The sequence below is a fragment of the Vagococcus sp. 211 genome (assembly GCF_056322705.1).
Genome location: NZ_CM150475.1, coordinates 719,132 through 742,260, shown reverse-complemented (window position 1 = coordinate 742,260; position 23,129 = coordinate 719,132). Strand labels below are relative to the sequence as shown.

General features: G+C 36.8%; 19 protein-coding genes. 5 read left to right on the top strand and 14 right to left on the bottom strand.

The genetic code is table 11. The features are described from left to right. Positions 1-14 precede the first annotated feature (14 nt). The 4 genes from rnr to ACVWM0_RS03680 all read right to left on the bottom strand — a co-directional run bounded on the left by rnr (position 15) and on the right by ACVWM0_RS03680 (position 4,506). Positions 15-2,381 (bottom strand): ribonuclease R, encoded by a 2,367-nt coding sequence (rnr, locus tag ACVWM0_RS03695; protein ID WP_476473651.1) that lies wholly within the window; start codon positions 2,379-2,381, stop codon positions 15-17. After that, positions 2,381-3,133, bottom strand: a complete 753-nt coding sequence (locus ACVWM0_RS03690) for an alpha/beta hydrolase (protein ID WP_476473283.1) — start codon at positions 3,131-3,133, stop codon at positions 2,381-2,383. The genes rnr and ACVWM0_RS03690 overlap by 1 nt, the downstream gene beginning before the upstream one ends. Positions 3,134-3,213: 80 nt before the next feature. Then, positions 3,214-3,450 carry a preprotein translocase subunit SecG gene (gene secG / locus ACVWM0_RS03685; protein ID WP_476473282.1) on the bottom strand — a complete coding sequence of 79 codons (237 nt, stop codon included), beginning with the start codon at positions 3,448-3,450 and terminating at the stop codon, positions 3,214-3,216. Between the two features lie 102 nt (positions 3,451-3,552). After that, on the bottom strand, positions 3,553-4,506 hold the full coding sequence (locus tag ACVWM0_RS03680; RefSeq protein ID WP_476473281.1) for an NAD(P)-dependent oxidoreductase: 954 nt from the start codon (positions 4,504-4,506) through the stop codon (positions 3,553-3,555). Between the two features lie 124 nt (positions 4,507-4,630). Here ACVWM0_RS03680 and ACVWM0_RS03675 point away from each other — a divergent pair, with 124 nt between their 5' ends. Beyond that, positions 4,631-5,176 carry a TIGR01440 family protein gene (locus ACVWM0_RS03675; RefSeq protein WP_476473280.1) on the top strand — a complete coding sequence of 182 codons (546 nt, stop codon included), beginning with the start codon at positions 4,631-4,633 and terminating at the stop codon, positions 5,174-5,176. A 15-nt stretch (positions 5,177-5,191) separates the two neighbouring features. Here the strand turns inward: ACVWM0_RS03675 and ACVWM0_RS03670 are convergent, their stop codons facing one another. Then, positions 5,192-6,025, bottom strand: coding sequence for a LysR family transcriptional regulator (locus ACVWM0_RS03670; RefSeq protein ID WP_476473279.1), 834 nt, complete (start codon positions 6,023-6,025; stop codon positions 5,192-5,194). Between the two features lie 114 nt (positions 6,026-6,139). Here ACVWM0_RS03670 and ACVWM0_RS03665 point away from each other — a divergent pair, with 114 nt between their 5' ends. Beyond that, positions 6,140-7,141, top strand: a complete 1,002-nt coding sequence (locus ACVWM0_RS03665; RefSeq protein ID WP_476473278.1) for a YeiH family protein — start codon at positions 6,140-6,142, stop codon at positions 7,139-7,141. A gap of 30 nt (positions 7,142-7,171) precedes the next feature. Here the strand turns inward: ACVWM0_RS03665 and ACVWM0_RS03660 are convergent, their stop codons facing one another. The 4 genes from ACVWM0_RS03660 to ACVWM0_RS03645 are packed head-to-tail and all read right to left on the bottom strand — an operon-like array spanning position 7,172 to position 9,213. Then, entirely contained in the window at positions 7,172-7,720 is a 549-nt protein-coding gene (locus ACVWM0_RS03660) for a cysteine hydrolase family protein (RefSeq protein ID WP_476473277.1), read from the bottom strand. A gap of 15 nt (positions 7,721-7,735) precedes the next feature. Next, a complete protein-coding gene (locus tag ACVWM0_RS03655) occupies positions 7,736-8,428 on the bottom strand; it encodes a 5'-methylthioadenosine/adenosylhomocysteine nucleosidase (RefSeq protein ID WP_476473276.1) in 693 nt (230 codons plus the stop codon). Between the two features lie 14 nt (positions 8,429-8,442). Further along, complete coding sequence (gene macP / locus ACVWM0_RS03650; protein WP_476473275.1) at positions 8,443-8,652, bottom strand: cell wall synthase accessory phosphoprotein MacP; 210 nt, start codon at positions 8,650-8,652, stop codon at positions 8,443-8,445. 3 nt (positions 8,653-8,655) lie between these two features. Beyond that, on the bottom strand, positions 8,656-9,213 hold the full coding sequence (locus tag ACVWM0_RS03645) for an NUDIX domain-containing protein (protein ID WP_476473274.1): 558 nt from the start codon (positions 9,211-9,213) through the stop codon (positions 8,656-8,658). A gap of 214 nt (positions 9,214-9,427) precedes the next feature. Between ACVWM0_RS03645 and ACVWM0_RS03640 the strand changes: the two genes are divergently transcribed. Continuing rightward, positions 9,428-10,153: a 5-bromo-4-chloroindolyl phosphate hydrolysis family protein gene (locus tag ACVWM0_RS03640; protein WP_476473273.1), complete on the top strand. Its 726-nt coding sequence runs from the start codon at positions 9,428-9,430 to the stop codon at positions 10,151-10,153. After that, positions 10,140-11,333 (top strand): toxic anion resistance protein, encoded by a 1,194-nt coding sequence (locus tag ACVWM0_RS03635; RefSeq protein ID WP_476473272.1) that lies wholly within the window; start codon positions 10,140-10,142, stop codon positions 11,331-11,333. The genes ACVWM0_RS03640 and ACVWM0_RS03635 overlap by 14 nt, the downstream gene beginning before the upstream one ends. A 36-nt stretch (positions 11,334-11,369) precedes the next feature. Here ACVWM0_RS03635 and dinB read toward each other — a convergent pair whose 3' ends face one another. From dinB to lepB, 5 genes are all read right to left on the bottom strand, one after another. Continuing rightward, entirely contained in the window at positions 11,370-12,485 is a 1,116-nt protein-coding gene (dinB, locus tag ACVWM0_RS03630; RefSeq protein ID WP_476473271.1) for a DNA polymerase IV, read from the bottom strand. A gap of 245 nt (positions 12,486-12,730) precedes the next feature. After that, positions 12,731-13,576 (bottom strand): DUF975 family protein, encoded by an 846-nt coding sequence (locus tag ACVWM0_RS03625; RefSeq protein ID WP_476473270.1) that lies wholly within the window; start codon positions 13,574-13,576, stop codon positions 12,731-12,733. 46 nt (positions 13,577-13,622) lie between these two features. Further along, positions 13,623-17,378 carry a helicase-exonuclease AddAB subunit AddA gene (gene addA / locus ACVWM0_RS03620; RefSeq protein ID WP_476473269.1) on the bottom strand — a complete coding sequence of 1,252 codons (3,756 nt, stop codon included), beginning with the start codon at positions 17,376-17,378 and terminating at the stop codon, positions 13,623-13,625. A 3-nt stretch (positions 17,379-17,381) separates the two neighbouring features. Beyond that, entirely contained in the window at positions 17,382-20,924 is a 3,543-nt protein-coding gene (locus ACVWM0_RS03615) for a PD-(D/E)XK nuclease family protein (protein ID WP_476473268.1), read from the bottom strand. Positions 20,925-21,007: 83 nt separating this feature from the next. Next, positions 21,008-21,583: a signal peptidase I gene (gene lepB, locus ACVWM0_RS03610; protein ID WP_476473267.1), complete on the bottom strand. Its 576-nt coding sequence runs from the start codon at positions 21,581-21,583 to the stop codon at positions 21,008-21,010. Positions 21,584-21,775: 192 nt separating this feature from the next. Here lepB and ACVWM0_RS03605 point away from each other — a divergent pair, with 192 nt between their 5' ends. After that, entirely contained in the window at positions 21,776-23,125 is a 1,350-nt protein-coding gene (locus ACVWM0_RS03605; protein WP_476473650.1) for an APC family permease, read from the top strand. The last annotated feature ends 4 nt before the right edge of the window (positions 23,126-23,129 follow it).

Here is a 23,129-nt window from a genome sequence, read left to right as displayed (position 1 = left end):
TCAACACCACCTTATTATTTCTTCTTACGACCTGTATTAGGCTTATGTGCGACTTTTTTATAAAAAGGCGCTTTTTTCTTATTCTTTTTCTTAGAAGAGCTCTGTTCTTTTCTTTCAGGACCTTGACGATGATTGTTAGATCGTCCCTTATGCTCTGGTTTTCCTTTTCCAGGTCTACTTGTTGTTTTAGGGATTTGAATCGTCTCTGTTAATGGTTCCGCAGAAATAAGTTCAAAATCAATTTCTCTTGTTTCTGGATCTGCTTTAGTTACTTTGATACGGACCTTTTGACCTATCTTGTATACAACACCAGTACGTTCCCCTACTAAAGCCAAATGATTTTCCACAAAATGGAAATAATCTGTTTTTAATTGGTTCACATGAATTAATCCTTCTATTGTATTAGGCAATTCTATGAACATACCAAACTTAGTAATCGATGTAATAACACCATCAAATTCTTCATCAATTTTATCTGACATGTATTCCGCTTTTTTCATTGCGTCCGTTTCTCTTTCAGCATCCACTGCACGACGTTCCATTTTAGAACTATGATCAGCAATATCAGGAATTAGTTCACTCCACTTGTCTATGGTCGACTGCTTAACAGGTGTTTCTTTAAATTCCTTGATCAATCGATGAACTAATAAATCTGGATACCTTCTAATAGGAGACGTAAAATGAGTATAATCATCTGCGGCTAAACCATAATGTCCCACAGGATTTTCTTCATAACGAGCTTGTTGCATACTACGTAATAACATCATACTCACCACAGGTTCTTCTGGTCGGCCACTAATTTTGTCTAAAACATTTTGTAACTCTTTAGGTTCAACATTGTCTTTTTTACCATTAATAACTAAACCAAAGTTCGTAATAAATTCAAAAAATCGTTGAATCTTCGCTTCTTTCGGATGTTCATGAATTCGGTAAATAAACGGCAATTTTAATTGCGTGTAATGTTTAGCAATGGTTTCATTCGCTGCCAACATGAAAGACTCAATCAAACGTTCTGCTGCACGACGGTGTCTTAGTTCGATTTCTAAAGGATGACCTTCTTCATCAACAATAATTTTAGCTTCCCTATCATCAAATGCAATCGCTCCTCGGTCATTTCGAACACCTTCCAATAACGTATGCAATGCGCCCATATCATCAAACATTGGAATCAATGCTTGATACGTTGCCAATACTTTTTCATCTGAACGCTCTAAAATAGCATTAACATCATCGTATGTCATTCTAGCTTTAGAATTAATGACCACTTCTTCAATCTTATAGTCAACAACGTGTCCTTCTTGGTTAAATTCCATCTCGCATCCCATTGCTAATCGGTCAACATTGGGGTTTAAAGAACAAATACCGTTAGATAATTTTCTTGGTAACATCGGAATCACTCGGTCTGTCAAATACACGCTGGTTGCTCTATCCACCGCTTCTTGATCAAGGGCACTTCCTTCTGTCACATAATGCGACACATCTGCAATGTATACACCTAAGAAAAAATGACCATTAGGTAGTCGCTTCACAGTGACTGCATCATCTAAATCTTTTGCTTCAATACCATCAATTGTCACAATGGGTTCGTCTCTTAAATCTTTTCGTCCCACTCGTTCTTCTTCTAATACAACATCTGGAATAGCTTCTGCTTCTTTAAGTGTGGCTTCGTCAAATTCTACAGGGATACCGTGTTGTAACACAATGGATAAAATATCCATTCCTGGGTCATTTTTATGTCCGATAACTTGTTTAACGAGACCTTCCATTGAATTGGTGTAGTTAGGCTCTGGGTAGTGGGTCAATTCAACCAATACAACACTACCATCTTCTGGTTTTAATCCTTCATCCGCTAAGAAAACACGGTAACGGTTCATTTTCTTATCTTTAGGTGTCATGTAACCGTAAAGACCCGTCTTTTGCACTTCGCTCTCATCATAAATGGTTGCAATCCCCACTAATTGTGTCACAGCGCGCTCTGTAATTCCGATAACTTTACCTTCGGCGGCTTGTCCTGACAGAGGATCTCCTTGTTTTAATAATTCTACTTCGACTTGGTCTCCTTCTAAAGCATAGCCTGTAAAGTCTTTTGAAATAAAAATATCTGATTCTTCTTGTTCCACACTGACAAATCCAAAACCACGTTCATTTGCTCTAAACGTTCCAATGATTTTCTCATCTTTTTTACTTAGTTTTATCTTGCCTTTTTGATTAAACTCAACAGTCTTTTCTCGTTCCATTTGAGCAATGGTTTGTACAAGTAATTTGAAATCTTCGCTTTTTTGCAATGCTAAACCTTCAGCAATTTGTTCAATGGAAAAGGTTTTCTTTTTACTGCTTTCCATATACAGTTTAATTTTTTGTTTTAATGTTTCTTTCATGATTATTTTTCCTCATTCCACGGTAGACCCTCAATGAAATTCACCACGTCTTCTTCAAAACGTCGACGATCTTTGCTTACAGTAATCACATGCGTACTATTTGGGTACCAATGAATTTCATGCTGACTTTTTGCTACTTTTCGGCCAACATCATACACTAAATCACCATCAATCATTTCATCTTGCCCAGCTTGAGCAAAAAACAACGGATATTCTAGTTGATCTAATTGGAAATACACTGATTCTGTTACGTGATGGATACTGTTTAATTGTTGATCTAGTGGTCTCTCTAATTTAGTTAATTTCATATTAATTTGATCCGGTGTCAAGTCTTGTTTATTAAAAAGGAATTCACAATATTTCATAAAATTAGGGAGAATATTATGAGCCGAACTTGGTTTTAACGGTGAACAAAAAGCACCACCACCAATTAAGCCTTCCGAATATTCTTCTAACATTTTAACTGCGAATAAGCCACCCATAGATAAACCAAACACAGCAATTTCGTCAAAACCTTCTGCTTTTAAAAAATCAACAGCAGCTTTTGCATCTTCCCACCAAACTGTTGGGCTTTGATCTAATATATCAAATGGATCATTTGATCCATGACCTGAAAACATTGGAGCAAGTACAGTGTAACCTGTTCTTTCTAAACGACGAGCCAACATTCTGACATCCATTGGGCTTCCTGTATAAGCGTGTAATAATAAAATTGCTCGCTTACCATTTTTAAAATAAATTGCATTATCTAACATTTCTCATCATCCTTAAGCATTCTTTTTCTACATTGTACCAATAAAAAAGTCCCCTGTCAGAACAGGAGACTAGAAAATCATTATTTTGAAGATAATACCGCCAGTAAAATAGCGACAACCATCCAAGCGACACCTAGAATTGCTGTGGCGCGTTGCATGAAGGCTTCAAAGCCTCTTGCTTTTGTTTTACCAAATAACTCACTTGAACCACCACTAAAGGCACTAGCAGCACTATTTTGTTTGCTAGGTTGCATCATAACGGCAATAATGATTAGCACTGATAAAATAATCATTGCTGATAATAGAAGTTTATACATGTTATATCCTCCAACTCTGTCCAATCTAATTAACATCCTTTTAATTTTATCATAACCAAAGGATTTTTTCTACTCCATTGTTAACTTATTTTTGCTATTTAACTAATAGCCTTGCTCAATAGATACTTGATTGCGTACAAGAACGTCATCCTTTTGAAACGAGACTATATTTTCTTTAAAAATAGGGAATAATCGTTCATAGTATTGATCAGAAACACCAGATGTGTGTGGTGTGATCATCACATTATCCATTTCCCATAAAGGACTATCTACCGACAAAGGCTCTTCTTCAAACACGTCCAGACCTGCAAACTCTAAAGGTCCTTGTTCCAAAGCAGTAATTAAATCCGATGTTTTCACCGTATCTCCTCTACCCGCATTAATAAACAAACTCCCTTTTTTCATTTGACCAAACAACTGGCTATTAAATAAATGCTTGGTAGCTAAAGTTGATGGTAGCAATGACACAACAATATCTACCTCTCCTAAATGTTGTCCCATTTGATTTTGCTGAATGACGGTCTTAAAGAACGGTGCTTGCCCGCCTCTTCTATTCACACCAATGACCTCAACATTGAACACTGCTAATATTTCTGCTAAACGCTGACCAATCGCTCCAGTTCCAACAATCATAGCCTTCTTATTAGCTAAATCAGTCAATCCTTTGGGTGTTTCCCATACCTTATCTCTCTGATTATTAATCGACGTTTTCAACCCTCTTGTGTGACTAAAAATCATTCCTAAAATGGTTTCACTCATTTGGTTACCATGTACCCCACTAGCATTAGATAGCATGATATTTTTTTCTTGGAGAAAAGGTAGTGGTAAATGATTAAATCCTGCTGATTCTGCTTGAATCCAGCGCAAATTGGTACTTTCAGTCTTTAATTTTTCGACATCTATTTTTTTACTCCATCCATAAATCACTTCGATATCTTGCCATCTATTGTCAGGAAGCTCTGATAATTGAAATAGATCATGGTTTGGTGCTATTTGAGTTAATTCTTCTTGTTGGGCACAGGTAATTGGTGCTACTAATAAAATAACTTTTTTCATTTGCTCCACTCCTTTTTATCTTATACATACAGTTTAAACGATTTTAGCCCCTTCGTCACATAATTGCCCCTCCCTTTGTGCTATAATGTGTCTAACACAATCAAAGAAAAGGTGATGATAACAGATGCTTGATACACATCAATTACAAACGGATTTAGAAACAATAACTTTAGAACTGATTGACAAAGCTTCTCTGTCATCTCAGGATATTTTTGTCCTAGGATGTAGTTCAAGCGAAGTGATGGGTGGCGTTATTGGTAAAAATTCCAGTGAAGAAGTCGGTAATATTATTATAACTACGCTACTCAGTATTCTAAACGAAAAGAATATTTATTTAGCCGTTCAAGGATGCGAACACATCAACCGGGCCCTAACAGTAGAATCCCACGTTGCTCGCGAATACGGTCTAGAAGAAGTCGCTGTAGTCCCTGCATTACATGCTGGTGGTTCCTGTGCTACAGCTGCATACAAACACATGACTCATCCTGTTGTTGTTGAGCACATCACGGCAAAAGCAGGAATTGACATTGGTGACACTTCTATTGGTATGCACATTAAACATGTGCAAGTACCGATTAGACCTAGTATCAAAGAATTAGGCGGGGCGCATGTCACAGCTCTTGGTACTCGGCCAAAACTAATTGGTGGCACACGTGCTGTCTACGAATAAAGAAAAAAGATGGGCTTAATTACTAAGCCCATCTTTTTTTGTGTAGTAATTCTTAATATACTCCCCAACCGCCACTAAATCATCATTGGTGATATGTTCCTTTTGTAAATAATAAAAGGGACGTCTATAGGCATCATTTAAACGTTCGTAAGGAACACCTACAGGGATAGCTTTACTCGATACCACACTTTTACCGATTCCTTTTTCCAGTAACTTAACAATCATTTCATTGTTTTTAACAATCATTTTTTTCTCTGTGATGTTTTGGCTTCTCAAATATTGTTCCATATAATGAAATACCCCGGATGTTGGTTCTCGGCACAACCAAGTGTCACTATCCACATCTCCTGCTAACACTAAATAATCCTCCAAAATAGCGACACGCTCTACGCCATCTGTCACAAGGGGTTTTTCAATGAAGCCAAAATGCAAGTCATGCTTTTGAATTTTTTCTAATACCTCTTCCGAATTCCCCATCTCAAGTTCAAATTCAACTTGACCAAATTCCGTTGTCAACGCTACCATTAATTCAGGTAAATAGTAAACTGAAAAAGTGTGGGACGCCCCGATTTTACAAACAACTTTTGGGTGATAGTCCTGCTTCATCTCGCTTAGCGTATCTGTCCAGTCATCCGTTAAATGAAGCAGTCTTTGATACAAAATAGTTGCTGCTTCAGTAGGTTCCATCTCTTGTTTTCCTTTACGTGTAAATAAAGGACACCCCAATTCCTCTTCCAACTGTTTCATTTGGTTAGAAACAGCCGGTTGAGAGATAAATAACATCTCAGCCGCCTCCGAAAAATTTTTGCTTTCATAAACAATTTTAAATGTGTTTAGCAACTTAAACATGTCGTTGTCTCCTAACTATTATATTTCGTTATAATAACTATAGTAACTATTTACTTTTCAATTGCAAGATTAAAGCGTATACTTTTTTTATTAAGCTTAAGAAAGTGTGATACGATGAAAAATAAATATTTAGGTATTCTACCTGGGCTTATTGCAGCAGTGATTGTTGCGTCAATTAGTAAAGTGATTGCCCTTTGGCTACCCACCTTAGGTCCAGCAACACTAGCCATTCTGCTCGGTATCCTGTTAGGAAATACCGTTTTAAAACAACAACCAATACTCAACAAAGGAACCAAATTCTCAGAAAGTAAATTATTGGAATGGTCTATCGTTCTGTTAGGAACAACAGTTACCTTTCAAACCATTGCAAAAATGGGTATCAATGGTGCTATGTTTGTTGTTCTACAAATGCTTGGTACGATTCTTTTTGCTTATTATTTAGGTAAAAAAATGGCATTTTCCACAACTATGTCTCTACTTATGGCAGGTGGAAACGCGGTATGTGGCTCCTCCGCAATTGGTGCTATCGCTCCTGAAATCAACGCAAAAGAAGAAGAAAAAGGTCAGATTATCACTCTAGTCAATTTACTGGGTACGATTCTTATGCTGACTTTACCACTAATAGCCACTTATTTTTATCAAGATACCCTGACACAAAGCGCACTTATTGGTGGGACGTTACAATCCGTTGGGCAAGTGGTCGCAAGTGCTAGCATGGTTAGTCCTGAAGTCGTTGAATTCGCGACTCTCTTCAAAATTATGAGAATCATGCTATTAGTTGTCGTTGTCTTCGCCTTTTCTCGCATCGCTGCGAAAGAAAATAAAACGTCTATAACAGAAACAAAACAAAAGAAAAAATTACCATTACCTTGGTATATTCTCGGTTTCCTTGTTTGTTGCGTCATTAATAGCTTTACTCAATTACCACAACAAATCGGAGAATCTGCTCACTTTATTAGTAGTTGGTTTGAAATCACTGCTCTTGCTGCTATCGGGTTACGTTTAGACTTTTCTAAGTTCTTCAAAGAAGGCAAACGTTTCTTGATTTATGGCTTATCGGTTGGTACTCTACAAGTCATTCTTGCGATGACTCTCATCCGTTTCTTTCATATCTAAAAAAAGGCGCCAAAACAGGCGTCTTTTTTTTTATGATCTAATGTCAGCTCCAAGGGTCTGTTTAAAATGACGTAACGCCCAACGATGCCCCTCTTCATCAAAGCTCTGTACTCCTTTTTCATGTATAACAATTTTATACCCTAAATTATACGCGTCAACCGCTGTATGAAGGACACAAATATCAGTACACACCCCAACTAAATGAACCGTATCAATGCGTCGTTCTCTTAGTCTAATATCTAAATCGGTGCCACTAAAAGCAGAATAATGGCGTTTATCAATCCAGTACATGCCTGGATTATCTTGATTTTTTTCATAGACCTCTTTTAACTTACCGAATAAGTCTCTTCCTGTGGTGCACATGACATTATGTTCTGGAAATAACGTGTTTTCTGGGTGATATTGGTCAGAAGGATCATGCCCATCAATGGCTAATACTACGTAATCACCATTAGCTAAAAACTCTTCCGTTAAGGACACAATCGTTTCCTCTAATTGTTGCCCATAACTACCCGTTGTTAACTTGCCATCATCTGCAACAAAATCATACGTGTAATCAATAGATATTAACGCTTCCATTATCGCTAACTCCTTTTATTTTAAATTATTTAATAACGCTAGTACCATTCTAGCAGAGTTCTCACCTGCTTGTACAATAAACTCATCAAAGTTCACACTTGCTTCGTCGTCTCCCACATCACTCATCGCACGAATAACAACAAATGGGGTCTTATAACGATAAGCAACTTGGGCAATCGCTGCACCTTCCATTTCATTAGCTAACACTTCTGGAAAATGAGATTTGATTTCTTTTATCTTATCTTCACTGCTCACAAACGTATCTCCAGATACAATCAAGCCCACTTTTCCATTAAGAGAGCTCTTAACAGATGCTTCCATCGCTGATGCCACTAAGTTTGTATCAGCTTCATAATACAAAGGCATCTGAGGCATTTGTCCATAGTCATAACCAAAAGCTGTCACATCTGCATCAAAATAAGCTAATTTATCCGAAATAACCACATCCCCAATCGATAAACCTGATCCTATCCCTCCTGCTGAACCTGTATTAATGACACAATCCACATGGTAATGGCTAATTAATAAGGTTGTCGTTACAGCTGCTAATGTTTTGCCTATGCCTGATTGAGTCAGCACCACTTCATGCTCCCCTATTGTCCCCGAATAAAAGACTGCTCCTGCTTCAGACCATTCCTTCATGTTACTCAATTCTTTTGATAAAATAGTTACTTCTTCTTCCATTGCCCCAATAATTCCAATTTTCATTCTAGTCACTCCTACTAATAATTTAAGATGGCATAAATCATGATGATTAATAATATCGCAACGAGAATAATTGCTTTGTTTAACCACGTGTTTCGCTTCTTATCTTTGTTAAATTCTCTGACTCTACTTCTAGTTAATAGTTGTTGTTGCATTGGCTTTTTTTCTTCTGGTTTCTGAGTCTCTCTTGCTACTTCTTTTACTTGCTTCTTTTCTTTCTTAAACATGGACTATCCCTTCTTTAGTTCTTCTATTTCCCATTGTGCGATAGCAATCATCGTTTTAGCGTCGCATATTTGACCTGAAGCCACAGCAGATGTGGCTTCTTCTAAAGTTAACTCTAATAATTCTAAAAATTCATCATCGTCCCTTGGCAACGGATTGTCAACTTTCCTTAAACCTTTAGCTCTATATAAATATAACCACTCATTACAAAATCCTGGGGATCCTGCAAATTTAGTCATGTAAGTCATCTCTTGACATTGATACATGGTTTCTTCTTCTAACTCTCGTTTAGCCGTTTCTAAAGGTGCTACTTCCCCTGGTTCTATTTTTCCTGCAGGTATCTCGATTAAACTTTGTTCTAACGCTTTTCGATACTGTTTGACTAACACTATTCTATTAGCTTCTGTAATAGCTAATATACCAACAGCTCCTTGATGATACACCAATTCTCTCTTAGAGGTCTCTTGGTTTGGTAATAACACATCATCAACCACTACTGTAATGACCTGACCTTCATATATCGTCTCTCGATGTAGCGTTTTTTCTTCAAATGGATCCTTCATAAGCTTTTCTCCTATCTTGGGTCGTCTTACTTTCATAATACCGTTAACATTTGTCCTTTTCAATCTTAAGTGATGAATTAAGTTGGATTATAGCTTAAAATAGAAGGAGGATAAATAAATCAATCTCGGGACTGATACTCAATTTTTTCAGGTGTGATAAACTATGGTTAATAACAAGGACATAACTACTACTAAAACCTTGAGGAGTGAAACAATGAAAAAAAATAACAAAGTACTACGCAGAACCCTATGGCTCATTATCGGCTTGTCCTTTTTCGCCCTGTTTTTCAATAATAGCACATACGGTATAACAAATATGATAATTTCTTTAGGTCTTCTAATGGCAATTATCTTAGGTGTCTTCTATCTGTTTCGAAGCATCTTTACTAAACACAAAGCCTCTTCTGATACATCTTTGCCTTACTTAACAGATGAATTAGATACTCACTATCACAACAATGGTATGTCTGAAAAAGACATTGCTTTTTTCCGTCAAACCATGTTAGAAACGAAGCAACACATTGCTACCCTTGAAGAAAACATGGACGATGTGGCAAAACTGAAAGCCATTAATCTAAAAACCGACGTAATAAAAGCCTCTAAAGGTCTTTTTAAAGAACTAGTAAAAGAACCACAAAAACTATCATTAGCAAATGGTTTCTTATATAATCACTTACCAAACATTGTTGAATTAACCAATAAATACAAAGAAATTAACGATCACGACATTAAAAATAAAAACACTTACGAATACCTTAATAAAAGTGCGATAGCGATTGAAGAGGTCTCTCGTTTAATCGTAAAAGATTACACTTCTTTTGTATCAGATGATTTGGCTGATTTAGACGTTGAAATGTCTATTGCGAAGCAAAATTTACAACGTCAAGCAACAGTAGACGAACTACATTTAGACAAGGAGACAAACAATGACAGAGAATAATACACACCCTACCCAACTAAACGATTCAACCTTAGATGATTTACTAAGTAATCCCTTTGATTTACCCAAACAAGAGGTTAGTCCACAACAAACAGGTTCTCCTCTTGTCAATCAGGATACTCAACCCGTCAAGATGATTGATAAATTACCTGCCGAACGTCAACAGCAAGCCATCAACTTGGCCGCTCAAATTGACACTGGAGACAGTCAAGCCGTGTTAAGTTACGGTGCCGCTGCCCAACAAAAATTAAGCGAATTTTCTCATACGATGTTGACTCATGTACAAGCCCAAGACATCGGACCTATGGGTGACTCTTTAACAGAGTTAATGTATCGCTTAAATGAAGCAAGTCCTAATGAATTAGAAGCCCAAGAAAAAAACATCTTTAAAAAAATGTTTGGTAAAGTAAAACAATCTGTTTATGAGATTACAGCAAAATATCAAAAAATCGGAGCACAAATTGATAAGATCGCTATTAAATTAGATCGTGAAAAGAATGGTCTCTTACAAGATAATGTTATGTTAGAACAGCTATATCACCAAAATAAAGACTATTTTGATGCGCTGAATATCTACATAGCGGCAGGAGAAATAAAAATTGATGAGTTAACTAACGAAACCATTCCTGCTGCCATTAGACAAGCCGAACAAACAGGTGATCAAATGGATGCTCAAATCGTCAGTGATTTAAATCAATTTGTCGACCGTCTTGAAAAACGGACCCACGACTTAAAATTAGCTCGACAAATTACCATTCAACAAGCACCGCAGATTCGCCTCATTCAAAATACGAATCAAGCCCTTGCTGAAAAAATACAAGCATCTATTAATACAGCCATTCCTTTGTGGAAGAACCAAGTGGCTATTGCTTTAACCTTATTAAGACAAAAAGACGCGGTCACAGCCCAACGTCAAGTCTCTCAAACCACTAACGATCTATTAACTAAAAACTCTGAAATGCTAAAAATATCAGCCATTGAAACAGCAGAAGAAAATGAGCGTGGTATTGTGGATATTGAGACATTACAAAAAACACAAAACGACTTAATCGAAACCATTCAAGAAACCCTTCGTATTCAAAAAGAAGGAAAAGAGAAACGAAAACATGCAGAAATTGAATTGACTGTAATGGAAGAAGATTTAAAGAACAAATTATTAGAAATGACACATCAATATTAAGTAGAAAAAGGAAAAGACACCGGTCTTTTCCTTTTTTTAACCCTTGTCCCACAAAGGAAGTTTAATTAATTCAAACGTGGTTGGTTCCAAATTTGTCACCGTAATGCCTAATAAACGAATGCCTTGATCTATCTCTCCCAACTCTTCCCAAAGACTTTGGCTATAAAAGAAGATATCTTCTTCTTTGGAAATAAAATCAGGCAATGTTTTGCGTCGAGTTATCGTCTCAAAGGCCTTGTTTCTAACCTTTAACACCACCGTTTGACCATGTAACTGAGTCTTTTCCAATGCCTTTTCTACATCTGATGACAACTCTCTTAGTTCCTTTATCACCTCTAACTCTGAACGTAATACTTTGCCATAAGTATTTTCTCTACCTACTGATTTACGCTCCCGATTAGCCATTACCGGTGCTAAATGAATGCCTCTTACTTTTCGATACAAAGAGTACCCCATCTTACCAAACTCACGAATCAAGTCCATCTCTGACCATTTCAATAAATCTTCCCCCGTATATATCCCTAATTCATGCATCCTAGGCACCGTTTTTTTACCAACCCCTTGAAAATCTTCAATCGGTAAAGGGGTTAAAAAAGCAATAGCTTCTCCCGGTAATATAGTGGTCAGGCCCTTTGGTTTTTCAAAATCAGATGCTAGCTTAGCTAAAAATTTATTGTAACTCACACCAGCTGAACAGGTCAGCCCCACTTCTTTCCAAATATCTAGCTGAATCATTCGAGCAATCCGTATAGCACTTTTAGCATGTAACTTGTTCTCAGTCACATCTAGGTAAGCCTCATCTAGAGAAAGAGGTTCAATTATATCAGTGTACCGATGAAAAATCTGATGAATCTTCTGAGATACTTGTGCATACAATTGTCTGTTACCTGAAATAAAATTAGCTTTCGGACATAGCTCATACGCTTTTTGAGCGCTCATGGCTGAATGAATACCAAACTTACGAGCTTCATAATTAGCAGTCGTCACAACCCCACGTCCCCCAGTATCTTTAGGATGTTTAGCAATAACTAAAGGATACCCCTTCAGTTCAGGGTGTTCCCGTTCTTCAACGGATGCATAAAAAGCATCCATATCAATATGAATAATTTTACGGGACGTGTCATTTTGTAATGGGAATGTTAAATCGCTCATGCTATCACCTCTTTTTATAACGAACATTTGTTCTTATTATACTAAAAAAGAGAATAAAAAACCACTAAAGCCGTCGCTCTAGTGGAAATGAAGGTTGTTATTTACTTTTATCTCTCGGTTGGAGTTAAAGTATGAAAAACCAATTCGGGAAAATTGGTATGTTCTTACTATACTATTTTCTTCTTAGATTAAGTTGATTAATAGATGTAAATCTCATAAAAAAAGAATGAGAGTTATCTCATTCTTTAGAAGTTCGTCCAATCTTCTTCTACATCCATCTCAGGAACAGCTGGTTGTAAAAATTGATCTTTCGCTAAATCATTATAAAAAGCTGCTTTTGTTGCATTAATGTAGGGATAAATCCAAAGGTAAGCAATACCACCTGTCATCATTCCTAATAAATGCCAGCCAATAAAAGTAATGTCTAACCAAAACAATCGCCATTTATGACCATCCATTAATTCACGACTCTCAGTAATAAAACTTGTTGCGCCCATGCTTCTTGTGTCTTTCCAAGAAGAAATATCGTAATAAATAAAGTTAGATTGAGAATAAGAATATGCCTTAATAAGTCCTGGAATAATAAATAGCATCGTCCAAAACATTTTAAAGAAGTACATTAACACATTGATTAATAATACCGGAACAAAATCAATCCCATTAAACAATCTGAAAGCATCCTTCATTCTAACTTGTTCTTTTTTTTGTCTTCTAACAATATCTAAGAACGTAAAAGAAATCCCTACTGTCAAGAACGTCATGATAAACATAAGAATGGGACTAAAGCTGCTTGAACTCATTGCTGACGTAATAGCAGCTACTGGAGAGGCACTACCTCCGTCTGTATAAAGATCTTCCCCATCGACGTTTAAAACAGACTCGTATACTGTGCTTCTACCGTACGTTGTACTTGATTCATAAATATCCATCTTAGACACAAAAAAGACCACTCCAGATACCAGTATCATCGTAAACAATACCATGCCAATTTTAATCAAGGAAGGTACTAAATTTAACTTAACTGCCTCGCTCCAACGTCCAGATAAGGACTCTTTAGCATCCGCTTTTAATTCCTTTGTTGATTTATACATTGCCTCACTCCTTTACTTTTCTATGTTACTTTATTCTAATAGATGTTTATAGTAGATACAAGACCTCTTCCTGGATATTCTTTTGAAGAAGAATTAATTTAACTCCTGTCACTTTTTTTCCTTTGACCTGTTCTAAGGCTTGTTTATACAAATTCAGCTGACCTTTGTATTTAGTCACCAGTTTCGTTATTTCTTCTTGATCTGGGGTTGGTGATAAGTAATCTGTCTTAAAATCATACAGGATTAATTCCGTATCTGTCTCAACAAAGCCATCAATAATCCCATGAACTAATACTGTATCTTTCTCTCCTCCATCAAAATCAGCAAAGATATCTGATGCTTTTAACAGTAATGAAAAGGGTTGTTCTCTCACAACGTTTTCTTGCTCTTCAAGAATAAACGAACCAAAATCAGAAGAAAAAAAGCTTAAAATATGTTGAATGGATACTCTCTTAGCGACAGATTCTTCCACCACTTTATTAGCCACCAATTCTTCCAACAACTGGGTGACACTTTCTTTCGTCGGTTGGGTATCTAGGGGTAATAGTTGCATCAATAAATGGGTCGCTGTCCCAATATCAGTACTCTTAACCTCTGTTGTTTTCTCTAAAAATTTAGGTGTGGCTAGTTCATTGTTTGTAAGTTTTAAGCCTAGTTCTGTTTCCTTTTGACGACTAAGATCAATAATCTTCAGTTCTTTTGTGTCCGGTTCGGCAAAAATGCTCTTAATTTCAGACACAGACTGGTAACTCGTTGTCATGGTTGCTAAATGATGAGGATAGTCAAAATTCAAATGGTCTACAATCTCTTTTAACAACTTAGGATTAGGCGTATCTGGCGTATCAATCAACGCTTTCTCCACCTTTTCACCACCATCGATTCCGACCAATATGTCATCGATTCGGTAGAACGTCACCTTAAAATCACCTGGTGCGGTGTCTAACCCTCTTAATGGGTCACATTGTATTTCTGGGTATTGTACCATCAATTTAGGATGGCGGATCAAGGTTTGGCCAACCCAGTCCATTAAGCTCTTTTGAGATAACCTAGCGGTAACCGATAAGACCATATTCTCCGATGTCACGTGTTGTGACCACTGTTTCAATGCCGCCTCTTTATTTTTATAAGAGCCAACTAAAAAAAGCTTTTCTTCTGCACGGGTTAAAGCAACATACAACTTACGCATCTCTTCTGCTAGTATCTTCCGACGTTTTTGCTCTCTTAAAATATTAAAAGGAACCGTTCGATGCTTACTTCGGTTATTCGCATCGAAGTATTTAATCCCCACACCCAAGGTTTCATCAAAGATGTAAGATTGATTATTAATATCCGTCAGATTAAACTGTTTACTCATATCCATGACAAATACCACTGGGAATTCTAGCCCTTTACTGGCATGGATTGTCATGACTCTAACTGCGTCTTCTTCTGCCGCCACAAGTGGTTCTGCCAGGTCCTTGTTTTTCCCTTGCATTTTTTCAATCAAGCGAACAAATTGAAACAACCCCTTAAAGCTCATCTCTTCATACATCGTTGCCCTCTCGTATAAAGCATGTAAATTAGCTTGTCGCTGAGCGCCAGATGGTAGCCCTCCTACATAATCCAAAAAGCCTGTATCTTCATAAATATGCCAAATTAGTGTCATTAATTTTTCTCTGCGTGACACCTCTCGCCAATGATTAAAAGACGCATAAAAGGCTTCTATTTTGATATATAATTCTGTTCGACTTGTTTCCTCTTTCAAATACGTCTCCAACGCATCAAAATAATAGCCTTTTGGATCATACTGGCGGATTAAGACCATATCATTTTCTTTTATACCTACAATGGGAGACCTTAAAACAGAAGCCATAGGGATATCTTGATACGGATTATCAATCATTTGTAACAGCGACACCATAATCTTAACTTCTGTTGCTTGGAAGTAATTCTGTGTGTCGTTCACTTGTAAAGGAATACCTAGCTCTTTAAACGTATCTAATATCACCAAATTATGCTTTTTAGTAGGTGTCAACAAAACAATGTCTTTATAAGTCAGAGGTCGGTTTTCTTGTTTCTTTTTATCAAAAATTGGAAATCCTGTGGCTATCATCTCTTGAATTTTTCGAGCGACCATGAGAATTTCACCTTCAGATTTACTGTCTACTTCAAAGGTGACATCCATTCCCTCTGAGTCTTCAAAACGGTCATCGGATTCTGTTTCAAATAATAATAACTCCGTATCATGCTCTTGGCTATCTGGGAAATTAGTAGCTCCAACTACCAGTTCCGCATCTTTATTATAAACAATCTGACCTAATTCTTTGTTCATCAATTGCCTAAAGACTAAGTTAGTAAAATCAAGGACACTTCCTCTTGATCGAAAGTTTTGAGCCAATACAATACAACGACCGTCTTCGTGTTGCTCGTACCTTTCGTATTTTTCAATGAACAGGTTCGGATCAGCTAAACGAAAGGCATAGATAGACTGTTTCACATCCCCAACCATAAATAAATTCCCTTTATCTGTGGTAATGTCACGGAGCCAATAAATAATGTTCTCTTGTAATTGATTGATGTCTTGGTACTCATCCACTAATACTTCTTTGAACTTCCCACGGTAAAAAGTCGAGGCTTCAGAGGCTTCAAAGCCCTCTTCTCCTCTTTTCCTCAATATATTCAACGTGAAATGTTCCAAATCGTTAAAATCTACCACATTTTTACGCTGTTTTTCAGTCATATAAGCTTTGATAAAGGCTTTCTCCACTAAAATCATTTCTTGAACCATGGCTTTACTTTGTTGAATATGTGACACCAACACTTCAGGAGACTGATTAAAATGGGTTTTCTTGATGTTAGTTATGATTTTTTTGACTTGATTGTCTCTTAGCTCTTTGACTTCTCCGTAGAGCTCCATAACTTCCTCTGGTACTTTGTCTTTTTTAGGCCCTTTGATTGTGACAAATTTTCCCGTAGTAAGTATTTCGTAAAAGTCTTCCAGGCGGTCTTCATCAATACTTTGATACAAAGACGTAATGAGAGCTTTATCAGTCAATAACACTTCTAGCGTCTTATCAAAATCAGGTTCGCCTTCTATCATCTTAATTACTTTCTCCACATTAATTAAGGCTTGATCTACAGTTTGTCGAATCTCTGGACGCATGAATTGTTGATACAAGTCACTTTCTTTTAAAGAAGAATCTATGTTGTAAACTTCAGCTAAGGAATCTAACCAGACCTCTGGTTCAGGATTGGCCTTAGCAAAGTCATACAAGGAATAGACTAAGTCTGTTAATCCCTGATCGTTTCGATCATTTGAAAAATTTTCTGTTAATTGATAAAAAGAGGTTTTACGTTCACCATATAAGGTTTCTCTCGTTTCTTCCCAAACATCTTCCTTTAACAGCAGCATTTCTGTTTCATCTGTCAATAGTCGAAAGACAGGATCAATATCAATTAAATAATAGTACTTTCGAATCACTTGCAAACAAAAGGCATGTAATGTACTTATATGAGCGGTTGGTAAAAGAGTTAACTGTTGAATCAAATGTTGTTTTTTATCTAAATCCTCTTCCTTATTGATTGCTTCTTGTACTTCTACTTGAATCCTTTGCTTCATCTCTTTGGCAGCAGCTTCAGTGTAGGTAACAATCAATAATTCATCAATGTTAATCCCAGATTTAATTTTTTGAATCACGCGCTCCACAAGTACGGTGGTTTTACCCGAACCTGCTGAGGCAGAGATAAGTAGATTCTCTCCGCCATCATAAATGGCTTTTTGTTGGTCTTTAGTGAATCGTTTCTTTGTGGTTGTCTGGCTCATTCCTTATCCCTCCTCGTTGATTTTTCGGATGATATCATCGTCTGATAATGCTTCTAGTCTGTGGTAGTCGTTTTCTTCTAACATGACGTCAAATTGACACACACTTCTAAAAGGACATAACCGACAGGCGACACGTTCTTTATCTTTGTATATAGGATCCAGTTTCGTTGATCCTTTAAAAATCGCTTTACCAGCCTCTTCAAATTTCTTGTTCCCATGTGACATCAATAAGTTTAGCTCTTCTTCTGACACAAATTGTTTCGACACCAAGGCTTGTTGTCCTGTTTTATTTTGATGATACGGGTAAACCAGGGATTTCACACCTGGCTCCATGGTTTTATCTAAGTTTTCTAGTACTTTTTCATCATTAACCAATAGACCACTCATACGGTATTCTTCTAATAATTTAATAGAAACCTCTTCTTCATCCACTGTTGGGTCTGATAGAATCGGATTTTTGACATGTAAATAGAAAGCCCCAGCAGGTTTAGCCTCTTGCCCCACAAGCTCTACTGCGTTTTGTAAGACCACATTTAAATAAGTAATCATCTGTAATGCCAGTCCATAATAAGCATCCACATAATCAAAATTGTGTTTGCTTGATTTATAATCAATCACTGAAACAAACAGTTCCTGATCCACCATCATTTTATCCACTCGGTCAATCTTTCCACGCACTTTCACTTTTTTATCCTTTGGAAGAGGAATCACAAGACTGGATAACCCTACCTGTTGCAGTGCCTCACCGAAAAGAACTTCCGTTTGAACAGTGGTCATGTTACTTTTTATTTGTTGCTGTTTTAATGACCAGCCCACACGCTGAATCGTTTGTGATAACTGGTACTTCACATAAAGCATGCGATTAGAAGAACTTAATATGTTGAACTTACTTTCACCCAATACTTCTCTTAAGACATCTTCTGCAAAGAGTTGTACTTCTATATCGCTCATGGTGCTTAACTCTTTTTTCTGTTTGATTAGTTCTTTAAAGAAAATATCCAGAGCTTCATGATAAAAATCTCCAGCCGCAGCCGGGGATAATTCGTACACATCTCTTTCTTTTAACTTAAGTCCGTACATTAAAAAATACTTGTACTGACACTGATAAAAACTTTCAATTTTAGAAACAGAAGCATAAACAGTATCCCCATAAAGAGAATCCACGGCTTTTGTATTCAAGCTTTCTGGAATGTTTTTGTGGGTTAAGCTGGCTAGCACTCGCTCTGTTTTGAGAGGTAGCTTAGTCCTCACTCGTTGTTCTAATCGTTGCCACAACCATGGTATCCCATGATTATTTTCTTTAACTTCTCTATGAATACGAATGATATCCGTTAAAAGTTGTTGGTCTGTGACAATAAATTGCTCCAACAACTCTTGAGCTGGTGTTCCACGGTGGCTGTAGGTTTCTCTGTAGATAACCCCTTTATCCAACCCTTTTTTCAATATCCCTATGTAAGGAGATGGGTTTAACTCTTTGGCACTGTCACTTTTTCTTGGATACGTCATGATAACTTTGTCTTCTGCAGATAATAAAGATAAATAAAAAATATAAGGCTCTTTGGCTGTATCATGGCTCACATTACTAGAAAAGTATTGGTCTTCTTGTAAGAAAGGTTCAATCCCCACTCGTTCTTCATTTGACAGTAAGCTTTTATTCTCAATTTTTTGTGGCAATACTTGATCTGTACTGCCAATAATATAAGATACCTTGCTTTTTTTTCCACGAACCATATCAATGGAGGTTAATGTGACTTGATCAAGGGTAGTTGGGACCTTGGTATAATTCGCTCCCTCCATCCCACTGGTCAAAATCTGAATGAAGTCTTCTATAACAAAAGGAAGGTCTCCTAATAAAGTAACGTAGTCATCCAGTAAGGCCATCAAACTTTGCCATGTTTGTTCATGATTTTTAGCTTTAACCAAATCTCCACGCTGAATCTCTTGCTCTCTCATCCATTTTATTTGTTCTTCCACACCAGAAGTGATCAAAAACTGATAAAAAATAGTACAGGCTTCTATGCCTGTTTGAGACGCCTCTAATTCTTTAAAAAAAGGAGGAAGTAGATCTCTAATATCTTGTCGAATCTTATTCGATACTTGTTGAATCTCTACATCTTTATCTAAGCCAACCTCTTCTTGATTGTACTCATAGTAAACATATTCCCAATCCTTTTGTTGTATCCAATCTGTCCCATTATACCCGTAGGCTAGGACCACATTTTCTGTGTAATCAATGCTACGACGGTAATCTAGTTGAGTGGTTTTCCATATGGATACGTCTTCTATTTCCGTCCTATTAGGCATGAATAATTCTGTTCGTAAAAAGCGCATCACATCTTTATAACGGTAATAATATTGATTAATATCAAACAATGCGCCAATGAACTCTACTAAAGGATGCTGTACCATGGATAATTCAGTGTTAATATAGATAGGAATATCATTCGCAATAAACATGGGTTCAATCAGCTTACTATACCCTTCAATGTCTCGCGTTAAAATAATAATATCTTGATACCTCAGCCCTCCCTTACTAACTCGGCGACGAATATCTTGAGCGATATTTAATACTTCTCCGTAACTATCATCACTTGACCATATCTCCAAGGCTTCATCTAATGCCGGAACTTTTTTGGCAGGGGACAAGGTTTGCGTTTCTTGCCAGTACTCATCTAGCGTGGTCATAGGTGTTGCGGTATCTTTTAATTTTTTGTCAAACAAAATAGGGACATTATGACGTTTAGCTAAGTGATACACTAAATGATAGACTTTTTGAGTGGTAAAGAATAGCTCTTGTGTACTCAACCCTTGATTCGGACGCCCTTGATCTAAAATAAGATGGAGCTTCACCTCTCCTGCATTTTTTAAGAGGCTTTCTAGCAACACTTGTTCTTGCGCTGTAAAATTAGAAAAGCCGGTGATAATAAACATTACATGGTTCATATCTTGGCCATAAAAATAGTGAGCCAATTCTGTCAGTAATACTTGGCCATCTTGCTGATGAAGGCTTAATTTATCTTGATAGGCACTGTACAATAACGTAATATCTGCCATTTTTTTCTTAAAATCTTGATGATTCTCTGGATCATTAACTAATCGCTGAAGGGCTTCATTGTCAATATTCCCTTGAAAAAACTCATCAAAAATATCACTTAATTGCTGAATAAATCCAGCCTTGTTGATGTCGTGTTTAAATAACGTCAACTCTTCTTGACGCTCTAACAAGACTTGTTTTATCAGCATAAATTTACCAGAATCTGTCACGCTTTTTTTCTGATAGGCTGCTGTGTTTTGTAAATAATACCAAGCAAGCCGTGAAAAACTGAACACTTGTAACCGCATGGCTGCTATTTTGTCGGATTCTTTATAACCTGGTAGCTCATGCATGGTTTTTAAAACGGCAATTTCCGTTTCAAATTTCACGTGGTTTGGCACTAAATAGTACACTTCGTTTTTAGGGTGGCTATCTAACCACTCTGTTGCTTCCTCAACCAATGCTCTTGGTCCATTGCTACTTGCTGTTCCAATAATAAATTGTAAACTCATCCTGTGACCTCCCTCAACAAAGTCTTATCTTAATTTTATCATAGTTTCGAGTATAAAAAAAAACATGATACCTAATCATGTTTTTATTTAACAAAGCCCATTTTTTGAGGAGGCCAAAATGAAAACCAGACATCTCCCATAATGTTTTCTTTTTTTATTGTCCCTATCATGCGGCTATCTTTTGAATTTTGACGATTGTCCCCCATCACAAAATACTCACCCTCAGGTACAGTATCAGAAGTAAACAGTGGCTGACCTGTATCATCAATTAAACGTTGTAACTCAAAGTCTTGTGTTAAAGGTAGTCCCCATCGCAACTCATCTGGTTTCTTTTTAGATTCTGCTAAATAAGGTTCCTCTAACGCTTCACCATTAATATATAACACATCATCTTTGTATTCTACCTTATCCCCAGGCAAGCCTATGACACGCTTAATGTAATTTTTATTTGGGGCATCTGGGGCTGGGAATGTCACAATATCAAAACGTTTGATTTCTTTATTTTTTAAGCTGATAACGCGCTCTTTATTGACCATTGTAGGATTCATAGAATCACCTGAAACAATCACTGGAGAAAAAACATAGAGTCTCATCAGTGTCAGAAATAAAATCAAGCCTCCAAACCATACAATGTTGCTAATTATTTCCTTTTTAGTCATTATAACCCTCCATTTTCCATTTACTCTATTCTATACTATAGTTTAACATATCGAAAAAAATATGAATAGTTTTCAATTATTTAAAGAAATTTGACTTATTTATGAATTTATTCTTGAAAGCGTTTATTAACTATTCTACTACTTATTGATTTATGGTATATTGCCAATATGAGAATTTAAGGGGGACTTTTTATTACAGAGAAGAAAACTTACGGACTTTGGACTGCCACTGCGATGATTGTCGGCATATGTGTCGGATCTGGTATCTTTTTCAAAGTCGATAATATTTTACGTTTTACCGGAGGAAATGTTTTCCTTGGGGCACTTGTTTTTATCATTGGGGCTTTTAGTATTATTTTTGGTAGTGTCTCTTTAAGTAGTTTAGCAATGAGAACAGAAAAAAATGGTGGAATGGTTGCCTATTTTGAAGATTTTTATTCTAATGGCATTGCTAGTGCTTTTGGTTGGTTTCAAACCTTTCTATATTACCCAACAATTGCTGTTGTTGTGTCTTGGGCTGCTGGTATCTACACATGCCTACTCTTCAACCTGCCAAATGACTTAAACATCCAAATGGGCATTGGTTTTGTCTACTTAGTCTCTTTTTACTTGATTAATATCCTATCAAGTAAAATCGGTGGTCATTTCCAAATCATTTCATCCATGATTAAATTAATTCCTTTACTAGGTATCGGTCTGTTGGCCATTTTTTGGAAAGCCCCACAGCCAACTATTCCTTCTGATATTACTCTTCAACCCGTAACAAATGTGGGATGGGGTTGGTTAGCTGCTCTTGCTCCTACAGCCTTTTCTTACGATGGCTGGGCCATTGCTCTGAGTATTTCTGATGAGGTAGAGGATTCAAAGAAAAACATGCCTCTCGCACTTATTATGGGGCCAATTATCGTCCTGGTTGTCTATCTTGCTTATTTCTTAGGTATGAATAAGATATTAGGACCTGAATACATCATGTCTGTTGGAGATGGGTCTATTATGACCGTCGGACAAATGTTACTTGGAAACAGCGGCCGTATCATTATCCTTTTATTTATTTTGATTGCCATGCTTGGTGTGGTCAATGGTGTTGTTCTTGGTCACATTCGTATGCCTTATGCTCTTGCAACCAAAGAAATGATGCCCTTCTCAGGTAATATTGAAACGCTACAAGATAGACGGAAATACTTTACCTCGTCGTCTTTGATTAGTTTTGCTGTCAGTCTATTTTGGTTCGTTATGCATTACCTGACCCAATATTTTGGCTGGATGAAAACCGGTGACATTAGTGAAATCGCGATTGTTTTTGGCTATGTCTTTTATATGGTATTATATATTAAAGTCTTACAATTATACTTTAAAAAAGAAATTAAGCATACCTTTGTTGGTTTAGTCGCGCCTATTTTTGCCATTATCGGTGGTTTAATCATCGTTATCGGAGGCTTCAGCTCTGATCCATCATCTATGGCTGTCTTTTTCTTAATTTGTGGTCTGTTTTGTTTGGGTGGGTACACCTTCTACACTAGCACTCACAAAAAAACAAGGTAACTCA

Excerpts from the sequence above, each read along its gene's own strand:
- ACVWM0_RS03680 (WP_476473281.1), bottom strand. The coding sequence starts at position 4,506 with ATGAAAAAAGTTATTTTATTAGTAGCACCAATTACCTGTGCCCAACAA.
- ACVWM0_RS03640 (WP_476473273.1), top strand. The coding sequence starts at position 9,428 with ATGAAAAAAAATAACAAAGTACTACGCAGAACCCTATGGCTCATTATC.
- ACVWM0_RS03655 (WP_476473276.1), bottom strand. The coding sequence starts at position 8,428 with ATGAAAATTGGAATTATTGGGGCAATGGAAGAAGAAGTAACTATTTTA.
- macP (WP_476473275.1), bottom strand. The coding sequence starts at position 8,652 with ATGTTTAAGAAAGAAAAGAAGCAAGTAAAAGAAGTAGCAAGAGAGACT.
- dinB (WP_476473271.1), bottom strand. The coding sequence starts at position 12,485 with ATGAGCGATTTAACATTCCCATTACAAAATGACACGTCCCGTAAAATT.
- ACVWM0_RS03645 (WP_476473274.1), bottom strand. The coding sequence starts at position 9,213 with ATGAAGGATCCATTTGAAGAAAAAACGCTACATCGAGAGACGATATAT.
- lepB (WP_476473267.1), bottom strand. The coding sequence starts at position 21,583 with ATGACTAAAAAGGAAATAATTAGCAACATTGTATGGTTTGGAGGCTTG.
- ACVWM0_RS03670 (WP_476473279.1), bottom strand. The coding sequence starts at position 6,025 with ATGTTTAAGTTGCTAAACACATTTAAAATTGTTTATGAAAGCAAAAAT.
- ACVWM0_RS03665 (WP_476473278.1), top strand. The coding sequence starts at position 6,140 with ATGAAAAATAAATATTTAGGTATTCTACCTGGGCTTATTGCAGCAGTG.
- secG (WP_476473282.1), bottom strand. The coding sequence starts at position 3,450 with ATGTATAAACTTCTATTATCAGCAATGATTATTTTATCAGTGCTAATC.
- addA (WP_476473269.1), bottom strand. The coding sequence starts at position 17,378 with ATGAGCCAGACAACCACAAAGAAACGATTCACTAAAGACCAACAAAAA.
- ACVWM0_RS03690 (WP_476473283.1), bottom strand. The coding sequence starts at position 3,133 with ATGTTAGATAATGCAATTTATTTTAAAAATGGTAAGCGAGCAATTTTA.
- ACVWM0_RS03660 (WP_476473277.1), bottom strand. The coding sequence starts at position 7,720 with ATGGAAGCGTTAATATCTATTGATTACACGTATGATTTTGTTGCAGAT.
- ACVWM0_RS03635 (WP_476473272.1), top strand. The coding sequence starts at position 10,140 with ATGACAGAGAATAATACACACCCTACCCAACTAAACGATTCAACCTTA.
- ACVWM0_RS03625 (WP_476473270.1), bottom strand. The coding sequence starts at position 13,576 with ATGTATAAATCAACAAAGGAATTAAAAGCGGATGCTAAAGAGTCCTTA.
- ACVWM0_RS03615 (WP_476473268.1), bottom strand. The coding sequence starts at position 20,924 with ATGAGTTTACAATTTATTATTGGAACAGCAAGTAGCAATGGACCAAGA.
- ACVWM0_RS03675 (WP_476473280.1), top strand. The coding sequence starts at position 4,631 with ATGCTTGATACACATCAATTACAAACGGATTTAGAAACAATAACTTTA.